Origin of the sequence: Sulfitobacter sp. (genome assembly GCF_039977885.1) — a bacterium.
Classification (GTDB): Bacteria; Pseudomonadota; Alphaproteobacteria; order Rhodobacterales; family Rhodobacteraceae; genus Sulfitobacter.
On sequence record NZ_JBDWCI010000008.1, the window covers coordinates 211,268 to 225,205 of the forward strand.

Genomic DNA, 13,938 nt, shown 5'->3' on the forward strand with positions numbered 1-13,938 from the left:
AGTACCGTTAGCCTGCATCGCTCAGCACGCGGGCCAACTCGTAAAGGCGGCGGCGCTGGTTCTCGGGAATGGCATAGTAAGAACGCACAAGCTCCATCGCTTCGCGGTCGCCAAGCAGATCACCGGGCATATTGTTACCGGCGCGCGACCCACAATCGGAACCAACCTCGCATTGCTCTTCGATTCCTTCAAAGAACGACGCCACAGGCATGCCCAGCGCCTTGGCGATATCCCACAGGCGCGATGCACTCACACGGTTTGCACCTGTTTCGTACTTCTGGATTTGTTGGAATTTAATGCCCACAGTTTCCCCCAGCGTTTGCTGGGTCATCCCGATCAACCATCGACGTTGCCGAATTTTTTTACCGACATGGATATCGACGATGTGGGGCATACTTGGGCCTACTCTAATTCCTTGGCACCCTAACGGGGCGGTCATGGGCCTTGTTGCCAGCATACATCCCAGTATGACCGCATTGCCCGTTTCATACGTCATCCTACATTGCCGAGGTTAATCAATTCTGTGGAGGGGAATTATCCCAATAATCACCCCATGCGGTTGCCCCCATCCCCTAGCGTTCGGCGATCTTGGACGACAACAAAGCGATCAGATGCTGCAACGGAGCGCTTTGCGCCGCATCCGAGGCATAGAGATTGATCTGCTGGACAGGCAGTTCAGGCAGCGCGCCACCATGGTCGATACGCTCAAGCTGTTGTGGCTCAGTGCCTTCAATCGCAGTAAATACAGCAAGATCTGCGCTAACTGTGGCATGGATCGTACTGTCATTGTCCGTCTCGACCAGCATCTGCCAATCAATTTCCGCCGCATCAAGCGCGGCAACAGCCAGCCCGCGAAAGCTGCAAACCCGTCCATAGGCGATGCTAAGCGGACGCTGGCGCCATGCAGCCCCTCCCGGGGCACCGATCCAGTTCAACCGCCGCTGGGCCAAGGTTATGCCGCCCGATCCAAGCGAAGTCTCGGTGGTGAGAATCACATCACACTCCCCCTTCGCGAACATTTCCTTGAGCGGTTGCGTATGACGCGATTCGAGCAGGATACGGATACCCGGATAGGCCGCATTGAACTGTTTGAGCACCTGCGGAACAGCGGGATAGACAATATCATGCGGCACACCAAGGCGTAGCGTCCCGCTATATTCCTGCACGGTCATCCGCGTAACAACCTCGTCATTCATTGCCACCATGCGGCGTGCATATGTAAGCAGCTGATCCCCCTGCGCGGTGAAGGCAACCGATCGCCCTCTACGATCAAGCAATTTCACATCCAGCAAATCTTCCAGCCGTTTGATCTGCATCGAGACGGCGGACTGCGTCAGATGCAAAAACCCCGCCGCCCGCGTGACCCCGCCCGCATCAGCAATTGCAACCAACGAACGAAGCGTCGCCATATCAAGATTTCTCATACATCACCAAATACAATGGAATTCATCAAAAACATTCGTTTTTAAAATACATTACCAAGGCGCATACATCAAGAACGCGAATGAATTGCGAAAACACATCACCAAAACTGGAGATTACACATGCGCCTTACCCTATCCTCACACTGCCAGCCTCAGCCCCCTGCCCGTCTTTCACTACGCGCGGCCCTAGCCCTTTGGCGCAGTCGGCGGGCGTTGGCCGCTTTGTCCGCAGATCACCTTTGTGATGTCGGGATAACCGCCCAGGAAGCACGACAAGAGGCCGCCAGACCGTTTTGGGACGCGCCTGCATCGTGGAAGGATTAACCAAAACGACTTTCCTATGTAAAAAGCCTTGAAAATATGGGGTCTGCCCCCGATATTACCCCTGTACCCGCACAATCCTTATCGCGGGCCAGTTTTTAGGGAGTTTTAAATGGCAGACGTGAATACAATCCGGACCCGTGCCGGCAGCCGCACAGCCGCGATTGATGCAGGCCTGCGCGCCCACATGAACAAAGTTTACGGCACAATGTCCGTAGGCATGTTGATTACCTTCGCCGCCGCATGGGCCATCTCCGGCCTTGCGGTCACATCCGATCCTGCCGGTGCCACCGTGGCGCTGCGCGAGGGCACATACCTGACCGGTCTGGGCCAGGCACTGTACATGTCGCCGCTGAAGTGGGTTGTCATGTTCGCACCACTCGCCTTTGTCTTTGGCTTGGGCGCTGCGATCAACAAGATGTCCGCCGCAGCAGCACAACTGCTGTTCTACGTCTTTGCAGGCGTTATGGGTGTTTCCATCAGCTCGATCTTCCTGGTGTTCACCGGTGAATCAATCGTTCAGATTTTCCTGATCACCTCGATCGCTTTTGCGGGTTTGTCGCTGTACGGCTACACCACAAAGAAAGATATCTCTGGTTGGGGTAGCTTCCTGATCATGGGTGTAATTGGCCTGATCGCCGCGTCGATCATCAACATCTTCTTGGCAAGCTCGGCACTGACATTCGCGATCTCCGCGATCGGCGTTCTGATCTTTGCCGGTCTGACTGCATATGACACGCAGCGTATCAAAACCGAATATATCGCACATGCACAGCACGGCGATACAGAGTGGCTTGGTAAATCCGCCATCATGGGTGCCCTGAACCTGTATCTGAACTTTATCAACATGTTCATGATGCTGCTGCAACTGTTCGGCAACCGCGAATAACGCGCCTCAAAGCGCTGAAATGAAAAAGCCCCTCGAGCAGATTGTTCGGGGGGCTTTTGTTTGCGCTGAAGCGAACCTTCAAAACCCGGCTTCCCGGCCCTGAGAAGCCGCTACAGCGTTCTCAGCTGCCTTTACGGCCAATCCCCCCACAACTACCATCATGCCCCTACCCCAATGAGGAGTGACCCATGCTAGAGCTACGTCCCAATTGTGAGAGTTGCGACCGCGACCTGCCTGTGAGCAGCACTGAGGCGCGCATCTGCACCTATGAATGTACCTTCTGCGCCGATTGTGTGAGGGACGTTCTGCATAACGTCTGTCCCAATTGTGGCGGTGGCTTTGCTCCGCGCCCCATCAGGCCTGCCAAGGCGCACCGCGATGGCACGGGCCTACGACACCACCCTGCCAGCACCAAACGCGCCAAGCTAAAATGGACAAGCGCCGACATCACTGCTTTTGTCGCCAAACTGCGCAACACCCCTCCGGCCGAACGCTAAGCTATTACCGAATCCACACAAACGGCGCACGCCCGCAGCCTGCCTCCAGAAATGCAAAAAGCCGCGCAAATGCGCGGCTTTAAATGCATCAAAGCAAAGCGATCTTACTTGATCTTGCCTTCTTTGTACTCAACGTGCTTGCGCGCAACGGGGTCGTATTTCTTGATGACCATTTTCTCGGTCATGGTGCGTGCGTTCTTTTTTGTAACGTAGAAGTGGCCTGTGCCCGCGGACGAGTTCAGACGGATCTTGATCGTGGTTGGCTTAGCCATTTTATCTTCTCCTGTGCAGCGGCACGCCACCTGCGGCGCGCGCGCGTAATCTCTGAGCTTCGGCTTCTAACCGCGCCACGGGCCGAGTCAACCCCGTATTGCATCTCGATAGGTTTCGGGAGCGGAAAATTCCATTTTTTCACTCAGCCAAACAGATATTTGCGCGGAAGGCCTATAAGCCGGATTCTGTCCCGATGGCGTGCAAGCACGACATCATGGATGACCATTCCTCTGACCCTGCCGTTACCGACATGGGCTACAGCCGCCAACCCGGACCTGCTGGAGCATAAGAGGCTCCGCCGATCTGCCCGAAGACAGATACGGCACGCGATCCCTATTTGGCGTTGCTCCTGGTGGGGCTTGCCATGCCGCCGCTGTTGCCAGCCGCGCGGTGGGCTCTTACCCCACCGTTTCACCCTTACTTCATTCGAAAACAAAGCGGTTTATTTTCTGTGGCGCTTTCCGTCGGGTTACCCCGCCCGGGCGTTACCCGGCACCGTCTCTTATCGGAGTCCGGACTTTCCTCCCGAATGCCCTTACAGACATCCAAGCGGCCATCCAGCCTTCCGCGCAAGCGCCGCTTATCCTTATGGCGGGGCGGCGGTCAATGGAAGAATGCAACCGTCCGGCCCTAAAGCGTGAAATCATCCGTGCAAAGCGGGCCGGTACGCCACGGCGCACGGCGCAGACGCGTGGCAGACAGCAAGGTGTCAAAATCAACATCCGCGCTAAATCCCGCCTCTTTTGCAGCCCTTACAAAAGCCTCGGCATCCCCTGCCCCATAGGCACGCGGGGATGGAGCCGCAGCAAGCCCTTGGCGCTCCAATCTGCGCCAGTCGAATCGTGGGCCGGGGTCGAATTTGCGGTCCGGTGCAATATCCGAATGGCCGATCACCCCTTCGGGCGCGATTTGCCAGCGTGACATAATCCCGCGCAGCAATTGCTCGAGTGCTACCATTTGTGGTTCAGAGAAGGGATGCGTGCCGCGGTTGTCCAATTCGATGCCAATCGAGCGCGAATTGATGTCGTCATGGCCCTGCCACGCGCTGACCCCTGCGTGCCACGCGCGTGCGGCCTCATCGACCAGCTGCATCACCTCGCCCCGACCCGAGATCAGGTAATGGGCCGAAACCTCGGCACCGGCATCGCACAACCGCTCAAGCGCCGCTTGGGCGCTGTTCATTGCAGTATAATGGAGAACCACCAGCGTGGGGGTCAGCCCATCGCGACGCGGGCCGCAGTTAGGCGATGGGCAGGCCGTTGGCATGCCGCTTCCTAGCCGGCTACGTTGCGGAACGCCGAAGGATCCCAATCACAGGCATAGCCGTCGCCATCAGGGTCCAATCCCTGACGGTCGCGCTCTGGTCCGCCAGCCTTGAGAAAGGCAATCTGGGCCAGATCCTCACCACCGAACGCGGCACAGTTGCGCAGGAATTTGTTCTGGGTGTTAAAGACACTGCGTCTGTAGATGCTGTTGCCTACCGGGTTTGTCGTCGAAAGCGCATAAGCCACGATATTCGGCTCGGATGTGCTGCGCTGTGGCAGCGCCTGTGGCTGTATCACCTGATACCGCGCACGATTGGCCGCAATACGCGCCGCATCGCTTTCGATGGTGCGCTGCCCTGATACCGCGTCAAAGTTGTTTTCGCGGCTGATGCCTGTCGTGTTGTCGACAACAGCAGGTGGAGGATTGGACGGGCTCGCCTCAAGCGGTGGGATGCCCGAGTTATTGGCCGCTGCCGCCAGGCGCTCTGCGTCCTGCACCTGTCCGGTACTTGCGAGAATAGCAGCTGTCTGCGCCGCTGTGTCCTCAGCAGAACCAGCCACTGGCAAAGGCTGCGCGCTCACGCTTGGTGACGCCGGAACCGGCGTCGTCAGTGCGCTGTCGCGGTTGACCCTTTGCTGGTCAAATGTCTGATCAAAACCAACGCCAAAACGGCTATCCTCGGGCACAGCCGGCTGGCATGCCGCCAGCGCTGCCAAGGCGCATGTACCCAGCACGAATCGAACATTCATCATCTCAAAAGCCTGCTTTCCTCATTACGCATTGGGACATATTACCACCATTTGGACGGTTTGGCCACAAATCCCGCCGCTTGTTCGAGCGCATAGGCGGATGACAGCAATTCGCCCTCTTCCCATGGACGACCAATCAGCTGCAAACCCAATGGCAGACCTTGGGCATCGGTGCCTGTCGGCACGGCAATACCCGGCAATCCGGCAAGGTTCACCGTCACGGTAAACACGTCATTGAGGTACATCTGGATCGGGTCTGCATCAATCATCTCGCCCAGACCAAAAGCCGATGAAGGCGTGGCCGGTGTCAGGATGCAATCAACGCCCGCCGCAAAGACGTCATCAAAATCTTTCTTGATCAACGTGCGCACACGGCGCGCGCGATTGTAGTAGGCGTCATAGAAACCGGCCGACAGAACATAAGTCCCAACCATCACACGGCGCTGCACCTCCGCGCCAAAGCCCTCGGCGCGAGTCTTTTCGTACATTTCGGTAATGCCGTCACCTGCGTCGAGCTTGGCGCGGTGGCCGTAACGCACACCGTCATAACGTGCCAGGTTCGAGGATGCCTCGGCTGGGGCGATCACGTAATAGGCAGGCAGCGCGTATTTTGTATGCGGCAACGAGATATCCACGATCTCGGCACCTGCATCTTTCAGCATCGCTGTGCCGTCTTCCCAAAGCTTGCTGATCTCGGCGGGCATACCTTCCATGCGGTATTCTTTCGGGATACCGATCTTTTTGCCGCGCATGTCGCCGGTCAGGGCTGCCTCGAAATTCGGCACAGCCAGATTCGCAGAAGTGCTGTCTTTGGGATCGTAGCTCGACATGGCTTCGAGCATGATCGCCGCATCGCGCACGGATTTGGTCATCGGGCCTGCCTGATCCAATGAGGACGCAAACGCCACCACACCCCAGCGCGAACAGCGGCCATAGGTAGGTTTGATCCCAACCGTACCGGTAAAGGCCGCAGGCTGGCGGATCGAGCCACCGGTGTCCGTGCCTGTCGCCGCAAGGCAAAGGTCCGCAGCAACAGCTGCCGCAGAGCCACCAGAGGAGCCGCCCGGCGTGAGCGCTGTGTCCTCGCCGTCGCGCCGCCACGGGTTGACTGCATTGCCGTAAACAGATGTCTCGTTGGACGAACCCATGGCGAATTCATCCATGTTGAGCTTGCCCAACATCACAGCCCCCGCATCTGCAAGGTTCTGGCTGACGGTTGATTCGTATTCGGGCTTGAACCCTTCGAGGATGCGCGAGGCCGCCTGAGACGGCACACCTTTGGTGCAAAACAGGTCTTTGATCCCGATTGGCAGACCGCACATGGCCGGCGCATCATCCTTGCCCTGCAGGCGTGCATCAGCCGCAGCCGCACGTTCCATCGCAATTTCGGGCGTGTGGTGCACAAACGCGTTCAGCGACCCTGCCCCTTCAATCGCCGTCAGGCAGGCCTGTGTCAGCTCTTTGGAAGTGGTATCGCCCTTGCGCAGCGCATCGCGGGCTTCTGCAAGGCCCAGTTTATTCAGATCAGTCATTATTCAACCACCTTCGGCACAGCAAAGAACCCCTCACGCGCGTCGGGCGCGTTCTTCAATACCGCCGCCTGCTGATCGCCATCGGCGACCACATCGGCACGGGTTGCCAGATTTTGCGGCGTGACAGAGGTCATCGGTTCAACGCCCTCGATGTCAACTTCCGAGAGCTGCTCGATAAAACCCAGAATATCATTGAACTCCTGCGCCAGCGCCGGCAGCGCGTCAGGCCCTACTTTGATGCGGGCCAGTTTCGCCACCCGCGCGGCGGTGCTCTCGTCTATGGACATGGAATTTCCTCTTTCGCTTGCTTGTCCTCTAACGCGCAGACGCGACTGTCGCAAGTCATGGGGATCGCCAACAGCGCACAGCCGACCGCAAAATATGGATATGGCCCGCCTACCACCCCGCATAGGCGCAAAAATCGCACGATTTCACGGCACCGGGCCACTTCATGCTTTAACGCCGTGCGGCAAAAAACGCCGTCAGCATCGCGGCAGAATCTTCCTCGGCGATGCCATCAAAGACCTCGGGCGCGTGGTGACACTGGGGATGCGCGAACACCCGCGCACCTTGGGCCACACCGCCTGATTTAGGATCAGAGGCTCCATAATAGAGCCGCCCGATGCGCGCCGCCGCAATCGCCCCGGCGCACATCGCACAGGGCTCTAGCGTCACATAAAGCGCGCAACCGCCCAGCCGCTCGGACCCGATCCGCGCACAGGCTTCGCGGATGGCCAGCATTTCGGCATGGGCTGTCGGGTCATTATCCTCACGGGTGCGGTTGCCGGCACGGGCAATCACCTCGCCCTCCGGCGAGATGACGACCGCACCAACAGGCACTTCGCCGCGCGCGGCCGCATCCTGCGCCTCTTGCAGGGCTATATCCATGTAGGATTTAAAGCTCATCCCCCTTGATGCGGGCAAAACGCGTCCTTTCGCAAGGGGCATGGTTGCGCTATGGCTCAACACATGAATGATAACTCCTCCTCCGCCGCGGATGCGCCCAAGGGCGACCGCATTGCAAAAACCCTTTCGCGCGCTGGTGTGGCCAGCCGCCGCGAGGCCGAGCGCATGATCGAGGCCGGCCGCGTTTCGGTGAATGGCAAGATCATCGATTCTCCTGCGCTCAATGTGACGGAAACCGACCGTATCACCGTCGACGGCAAACTCGTGGGCCAGCCGGAACCTGCGCGCCTGTGGTTGTACCACAAGCCCACAGGGCTGGTGACATCGGACAGTGACGAAAAGGGCCGCAAGACCATCTATGATGCCTTGCCCGCTGACATGCCACGCGTGATGAGCGTTGGGCGGCTTGACCTTAACTCCGAAGGGTTGCTGCTGCTTACCAATGACGGTGGCATCAAACGCATGCTAGAGCTGCCGTCGACCGGCTGGCTGCGCCGCTACCGCGTACGCGTCAACGGTCGCCCTACCGACGAAGCGCTTGAGCCGCTGCGCAAGGGCATCATCGCAGATGGCGAACCGTTCCAGCCGATGGAAGTCGTATTGGACCGCCAGCAAGGGGCCAACGCGTGGCTTACTGTGGGGCTGCGCGAAGGCAAGAACCGCGAAATCAGGCGCGCGATGGACGAGATCGGGCTAAGCGTGAACCGCTTGATCCGCGTCAGCTATGGCCCGTTCCAGTTGGGCGATGTGAAACCCGGTGAGGTCGAGGAAGTGCGCCGCAAAGTATTGCGCGACCAATTGGGACCCGAAGCCGAAACTCTGTTGGGCACAGCACCTGCCGCCCCGACACAGGTCAAACGCAGCTTTAAACGGCGCACACCCCACAAGGGTGATTTTGGCGGCCCCGGACAGCCCGGCCTGCCCCGACCCAAAGAAGACAGCCCGACCGGCAAACCCAAGGGCAAGCCTGCGCGCGGTAAACCCGCAAAGTCCTATCGCCCCCCCAAAGCAGAGCGGGACGCGGCGCGCAAAGCAGCAGGTGTCGCGCCAAAACCGCGCAAATTCTCCAGCAGCGGCGCGAAATCGCGCCCACCGGCGGGTGGCAAGCCACCCCGTAAAGGATCCTAGGCCGCGATCAGCCGCGCAACACAAATGTGGCAGAAACTGCTGCCACAAGGGCGACCGACATCATGCGCAGCTTGCGCTTGCGCTGGGATGCGGCACTACGGGTAAGTACCGGCTTGCGGGTATCGATCAATCGTCTTTGCTGCATTTCCACATCCCCTCATTCAATCGTTCAACTGGTCATTTCGAATATATTAACCAATTCACGAGCTGCCTTTCAGGGATAAATCCCCGGGCATTTCCCCCCGTTCACAGAATTCACATTCTGCACTGTTCGGGTTAAAAGGGTATTAGAGCCGGAGAACGCATCAAAGCTGGCTGGCTTTGCCCATATCAAACCGCAGTTGCGGCCTTGATATACAAAGCCACAAGGTCGTTTTTACGGCTTGGCACTTGCAGCATTGACCGTTTTCCTAGCAGGATCTCCCTGCATGCGTATTACGCTACCACATAGGTGCCAGCGGCACTGGAATACCCGGCGAGGGGTGCTTAAGATAGAAAAGGCTGGGCAAAGTTGCCCTGCATGCTTGGGGGAACGATGGGACCAGCACCATTTCGAAAAGCCGCTTACGTGGCCCTGATCGTGGTTTTATTCGGTGTCAGCTCTGGCTGGCTCGGAGGGCTTTAGGCATGGCTAAACGGTTTGGTGGCAAATTCAGCCCTGAAAGCAATACAGAAACCGGCAGCAGCCGTAGACGGCAGGTATCGGTTGATCCTGTTGGCGGACGCGCGAATGTGCTCTTTCTTCCCGCTTTGGTGTTGGTGGCAACCAATATCGCCGATCCTGCGCTTGAGCTGTTGATCGCACTGGTGGGCGCTGCGGCGCTGACCCTCGCGGCATGGCTGATGCGGGGCGGCCTGCGGGCCGAAGCGGCCTATAACGCGCGCAAAGTCGCCCGCCGCCCTGCTTTCCCGCGCAAGATTGTAGCCTCTGTGGTTGGTGGCATCGGCGCGATGATGGCTGTGATGTCAGACATTGCAACCGTTCCGACCCTTTCGCCGCTTCTGTATGGCATTATTGCCGGCGGCCTGTATCTGGTAGCTTTCGGGCCGGACCCGCTCCAGTCAAAAGGCATGGACGGGGTCGATACCTTCCAGCAGGACCGCGTCGCCCGCGTGGTAGATGAGGCCGAGCGGCATCTGACAACCATGCGCGAAACAATCCTGCGCGCAGGCGACCGCCAGTCTGCCGCGCGGCTGGAAGATTTCGTCGACACCGCGCGCGAACTGATCCGCACAGTCGAAGAAGACCCCCGAGACCTGACCGCCACGCGCAAGTATCTGGGTGTTTATTTGCAAGGCGCACGAGACGCGACTGCAAAATTCTCCGACATTTACGCCCGCAATCAGGATGTCCAAGCACGGGCCGATTATCTGGCACTTCTTGATGATCTCGAAAAGAACTTTGCCGCCCGCAACCGTAAATCGCTGCTTGATGACCGCAGCGATCTGAATGTCGAAATTGACGTGCTGCGCGAGCGGCTGTCGCGTGAGGGTCTACGTCTGGATTGACGCCACAACGCCCCAAAACAAGGAAAACACTATGTCTGAAACAGTTCGCCAAAAAGCCTCGCAATCTCTTGCAATGGTCGAAGAAGTCACTGCCGTCGTCCTGCCTGAACCCATGGATGCCAAGGCTGTCACCACGCTAGAGCAAGCCGACGCGCCGCTGTCCGCCGAAATCCGCGCCCGCATGGACGAGCTGGACATGGACGACACGCAGTCGATCATCAGCTTTGGCTCTGCTGCGCAGGCAGAACTGCAGGAAATCTCGCAAGCGATGTTGCAAGATGTGCGCAACAAGGATGTCGGCCCTGCGGGCGATAGCCTGCGCGGGATTGTGACCACCATCCGCGGCTTTTCGGTATCCGAGCTCGACGTGCGCCGCGAACGCAGCTGGTGGGAGAAACTGATCGGGCGCGCCGCTCCTTTTGCGAAATTCACCGCCAAGTTTGAAAAGGTCCAAGTACAGATCGACAAGATCACCGACAACCTGCTGAGCCATGAGCACACGCTGCTCAAGGACATCAAATCGCTTGATATGCTCTATGAAAAGACGCTCCAGTTCTATGACGAGCTGGCGCTTTACATCGCCGCCGGTGAGGCCAAAATAGCCGAATTGGACGCGACCGTGATCCCCGCCAAAGAGGCCGAGGTGAACGCCGCCGCCGAAGAAGATCAGGTGATGGTTGCCCAACAGCTGCGTGATCTGCGCGCCGCGCGCGACGATCTGGAGCGCCGTGTGCATGACCTTAAACTGACACGTCAGGTCACCATGCAGTCCCTGCCCTCCATCCGTCTGGTTCAGGAAAACGACAAAAGCCTTGTGACCAAGATCAACTCGACCCTCGTGAACACTGTGCCTTTGTGGGAAACACAATTGGCCCAAGCCGTCACCATCCAGCGCTCTGCCGAAGCCGCCGCCGCGGTGCGCGAAGCCAACGATCTGACGAATGAACTGCTCACCTCCAACGCCAAGAACCTGCGCGACAGCAACAAGGTCATCCGCGAGGAAATGGAGCGCGGCGTATTCGACATCGAAGCGGTCAAAGCGGCCAATGCCGACCTGATCGGCACCATCGAAGAAAGCTTGCAAATCGCGGATGCGGGCAAAGCCAAACGCGCCGCAGCCGAGGTCGAGCTGAGGGAAATGGAGGCCAAGCTGCGCGATACGCTGGCCGCGGCCAAAGCCACCAAGACCGGCTTGGGCGATACGGTTAACACCTAGGCATGACGGCAGTGCAGGGCATAAAATGGACCTCCAGGGCGCTGATGGCTTTGAGCATCAGCGCCTGTACGCAGACGTCCCTTGCACCGGTTGATCCGGTTCTTAAACCGCTTGCGCGGCCCGATCGCCCTGCGCCTGTCGCCCCCGCACCCACAGTGGCCCGCCCCACCTCGGAAGCAAGCGCCGCCTTGCGCAGCTATCTCAATCAGGTGCAAACTGCCCAGCTTGGTCAGGGATTGCTGCGCCGTGACGGTGGCGGCGAAGACACGCCCTTTACCAGCACCATGCTTGCGCGGAATTTTGAGCAGGTCGCCTTTTTCAACGAATACGACAGTAATTTCAGCGGCCGTGGCGGTGCGAGCCCCTTGCGGCGCTGGCAGGCCCCTGTCCGCATGGAAGTGATATTCGGCGCGGGCGTACCACCCTCACAACAACGCAGCGACGCGGCCAACATCCAAAGCTATGCAAGCAGGCTGGCCCGGGTTACCCGCCACCCGATCTCGGTCGGGGGGGATCCCAATTTCATTGTCATCGTCGCCGGTGAAGACGACCGCGCCGACGCATTGGCAACCGCTGCCGCGCGTGTGCCGGGCATCTCGCTCAGCAGCCTTGGGCCGCTTGTAGATCTGCGCCGCGATGCCTATTGCGTGGTTGCCGCTTATTCCGGTGGTTCCGGTCCCAATGTCTATACAGCGGCTGTGGCTGTAATCCGCGCCGAAAACCCCTCATTGCTGCGTCTGTCGTGCATCCACGAAGAGCTAGCCCAAGGGCTTGGCCTTGCCAACGACAGCCCCGGCGCGCGGCCTTCTATTTTCAATGATGACGATGAATTCGCGCTTTTGACCCGCCATGACGAGCTGCTGCTCAAGATGCTTTATGATCCACGGCTCAAGCCCGGGCAGACCGCCGATGAGGCCCGCACAACCGTACAGCAAATCGCAAACGAACTGGTCGGCGACAGCGGACCGGTTTAGCGCAGCAGGGCTGCTGCCTTGATAAGCACTCCGGCGCGCCATAAGTTGACTGCAATTACATGCAAGGACCACATCCCATGGGCATTTTCGATTTTCTCTCCGGCCAATTCATTGATGTCATTCACTGGACCGACGACACACGCGACACGATGGTCTGGCGGTTCGAGCGTGAAGATCACGAGATTAAATACGGTGCAAAGCTGACTGTGCGTGAAGGGCAAGCAGCCGTATTCGTGCACGAAGGCCAACTGGCTGATGTGTTCACCCCCGGTCTTTACATGCTCGAAACCAACAACATGCCGATCATGACGACCCTGCAACATTGGGATCACGGCTTTAAATCCCCGTTCAAATCCGAAGTCTATTTCGTCAACACCACGCGGTTCAACAACCTCAAATGGGGCACGAAGAACCCTGTGATCGTGCGCGATCCTGAATTCGGCCCCGTGCGCTTGCGCGCCTTTGGCACCTATAGCGTGCGCGTGACGGACCCTGCGGTATTCCTGCGCGAGATCGTCGGCACGGATGGCGAATTCACCATGGATGAAATCAGCTTCCAGATCCGCAATATCATCGTACAGGAATTCTCGCGCACCATCGCGCGCAGCCAGATCCCCGTGCTCGACATGGCCGCCAATAGCCGCGAATTGGGTAAACTGATCAGCGGTGAGATTGCAGCACAGCTGGCCGAATACGGCCTCGCCCTGCCCGAGCTTTACGTCGAGAATATCTCGCTCCCCCCCAAGGTCGAAGAGATCATGGACAAGCGTTCGTCCATGGGGGTGATCGGTGATTTGAACCAGTACATGCAATTTCAAGCTGCCGAAGGATTGGGCCAAGAGGGCGCAGGTGCCGCCGCAATTCAGGCCGGGCTTGGTGCGGGGCTCGGGATGCAACTGGGCGCGCAAGCCGCTGCTGGTGGCCCATGGGGTGCCGCCCCAACAAAGGCGGCAGCCGCGGTGCCGCCCCCTCCACCGGTCGAACATGTCTGGCACATCGCCGTGAATGGTCAAACAACAGGCCCGTTTTCCAAGGCCAAGATGGGGCGCATGGCAACCGAAGGCACATTGACCCGCGAAAGCTTTGTCTGGACGGCGGGTCAGGACGGCTGGCTGCGTGCCGAAGATGTACGTGAGTTGGCGCAGTTGTTTACCGTGATGCCACCACCGCCGCCACCGGCGGCCTAGCCCCTTCATCAGGGCGCCATGCCTGCGCCTCCCCTGACGGGGCGGCGCATTCGCTACCTGCTGATAT

The 13,938-nt window shown here is 58.8% G+C and carries 16 protein-coding genes and 1 other RNA gene; 7 read left to right on the forward strand and 10 right to left on the reverse strand.

The genetic code is table 11. The features are described 5' to 3' along the window. Positions 1–7 precede the first annotated feature (7 nt). The gene (locus ABJM03_RS05680; protein WP_348416234.1) at positions 8–394 is read right to left on the reverse strand and encodes a helix-turn-helix transcriptional regulator; all 387 of its coding nucleotides are present in this window, start codon (positions 392–394) and stop codon (positions 8–10) included. A 178-nt stretch (positions 395–572) separates the two neighbouring features. Next, positions 573–1,424, reverse strand: a complete 852-nt coding sequence (locus ABJM03_RS05685) for a LysR family transcriptional regulator (protein ID WP_348416236.1) — start codon at positions 1,422–1,424, stop codon at positions 573–575. A 433-nt stretch (positions 1,425–1,857) separates the two neighbouring features. On the opposite strand from ABJM03_RS05685, the gene ABJM03_RS05690 reads away from it, so the two are divergent. After that, positions 1,858–2,634: a Bax inhibitor-1/YccA family protein gene (locus ABJM03_RS05690; RefSeq protein ID WP_348416238.1), complete on the forward strand. Its 777-nt coding sequence runs from the start codon at positions 1,858–1,860 to the stop codon at positions 2,632–2,634. Between the two features lie 188 nt (positions 2,635–2,822). Further along, on the forward strand, positions 2,823–3,131 hold the full coding sequence (locus ABJM03_RS05695) for a DUF1272 domain-containing protein (RefSeq protein ID WP_348416240.1): 309 nt from the start codon (positions 2,823–2,825) through the stop codon (positions 3,129–3,131). A 104-nt stretch (positions 3,132–3,235) separates the two neighbouring features. Here the strand turns inward: ABJM03_RS05695 and rpmG are convergent, their stop codons facing one another. The 7 genes from rpmG to ABJM03_RS05730 form a co-directional block, all read right to left on the reverse strand. Continuing rightward, positions 3,236–3,403, reverse strand: a complete 168-nt coding sequence (gene rpmG, locus ABJM03_RS05700; RefSeq protein WP_007119221.1) for a 50S ribosomal protein L33 — start codon at positions 3,401–3,403, stop codon at positions 3,236–3,238. A 159-nt stretch (positions 3,404–3,562) separates the two neighbouring features. Beyond that, positions 3,563–3,973, reverse strand: an RNA gene (rnpB, locus tag ABJM03_RS05705) — RNase P RNA component class A. 61 nt (positions 3,974–4,034) lie between these two features. After that, entirely contained in the window at positions 4,035–4,670 is a 636-nt protein-coding gene (locus ABJM03_RS05710) for an N-acetylmuramoyl-L-alanine amidase (RefSeq protein WP_348416242.1), read from the reverse strand. A gap of 8 nt (positions 4,671–4,678) precedes the next feature. Continuing rightward, a complete protein-coding gene (locus ABJM03_RS05715) occupies positions 4,679–5,422 on the reverse strand; it encodes a hypothetical protein (protein ID WP_348416244.1) in 744 nt (247 codons plus the stop codon). Between the two features lie 38 nt (positions 5,423–5,460). Beyond that, the gene (gene gatA, locus ABJM03_RS05720) at positions 5,461–6,951 is read right to left on the reverse strand and encodes an Asp-tRNA(Asn)/Glu-tRNA(Gln) amidotransferase subunit GatA (RefSeq protein WP_348416245.1); all 1,491 of its coding nucleotides are present in this window, start codon (positions 6,949–6,951) and stop codon (positions 5,461–5,463) included. Beyond that, positions 6,951–7,238 (reverse strand): Asp-tRNA(Asn)/Glu-tRNA(Gln) amidotransferase subunit GatC, encoded by a 288-nt coding sequence (gene gatC, locus ABJM03_RS05725; RefSeq protein ID WP_348416247.1) that lies wholly within the window; start codon positions 7,236–7,238, stop codon positions 6,951–6,953. The genes gatA and gatC overlap by 1 nt, the downstream gene beginning before the upstream one ends. A 169-nt stretch (positions 7,239–7,407) precedes the next feature. Beyond that, the gene (locus tag ABJM03_RS05730) at positions 7,408–7,857 is read right to left on the reverse strand and encodes a nucleoside deaminase (RefSeq protein WP_348416249.1); all 450 of its coding nucleotides are present in this window, start codon (positions 7,855–7,857) and stop codon (positions 7,408–7,410) included. A gap of 63 nt (positions 7,858–7,920) precedes the next feature. Here ABJM03_RS05730 and ABJM03_RS05735 point away from each other — a divergent pair, with 63 nt between their 5' ends. After that, positions 7,921–8,985 carry a pseudouridine synthase gene (locus tag ABJM03_RS05735; protein WP_348416251.1) on the forward strand — a complete coding sequence of 355 codons (1,065 nt, stop codon included), beginning with the start codon at positions 7,921–7,923 and terminating at the stop codon, positions 8,983–8,985. Positions 8,986–8,992: 7 nt separating this feature from the next. Here ABJM03_RS05735 and ABJM03_RS05740 read toward each other — a convergent pair whose 3' ends face one another. After that, entirely contained in the window at positions 8,993–9,130 is a 138-nt protein-coding gene (locus ABJM03_RS05740) for a hypothetical protein (protein ID WP_348416253.1), read from the reverse strand. A 482-nt stretch (positions 9,131–9,612) separates the two neighbouring features. On the opposite strand from ABJM03_RS05740, the gene ABJM03_RS05745 reads away from it, so the two are divergent. The 4 genes from ABJM03_RS05745 (at position 9,613) to ABJM03_RS05760 (ending at position 13,871) form a co-directional block, all read left to right on the forward strand. Further along, positions 9,613–10,494, forward strand: a complete 882-nt coding sequence (locus ABJM03_RS05745; RefSeq protein WP_348416255.1) for a 5-bromo-4-chloroindolyl phosphate hydrolysis family protein — start codon at positions 9,613–9,615, stop codon at positions 10,492–10,494. 31 nt (positions 10,495–10,525) lie between these two features. Continuing rightward, complete coding sequence (locus ABJM03_RS05750) at positions 10,526–11,710, forward strand: toxic anion resistance protein (protein WP_348416257.1); 1,185 nt, start codon at positions 10,526–10,528, stop codon at positions 11,708–11,710. 44 nt (positions 11,711–11,754) lie between these two features. Next, complete coding sequence (locus ABJM03_RS05755) at positions 11,755–12,684, forward strand: DUF2927 domain-containing protein (RefSeq protein WP_348416258.1); 930 nt, start codon at positions 11,755–11,757, stop codon at positions 12,682–12,684. A 77-nt stretch (positions 12,685–12,761) separates the two neighbouring features. Beyond that, positions 12,762–13,871: an SPFH domain-containing protein gene (locus ABJM03_RS05760; protein WP_348416260.1), complete on the forward strand. Its 1,110-nt coding sequence runs from the start codon at positions 12,762–12,764 to the stop codon at positions 13,869–13,871. Positions 13,872–13,938 lie beyond the last annotated feature (67 nt).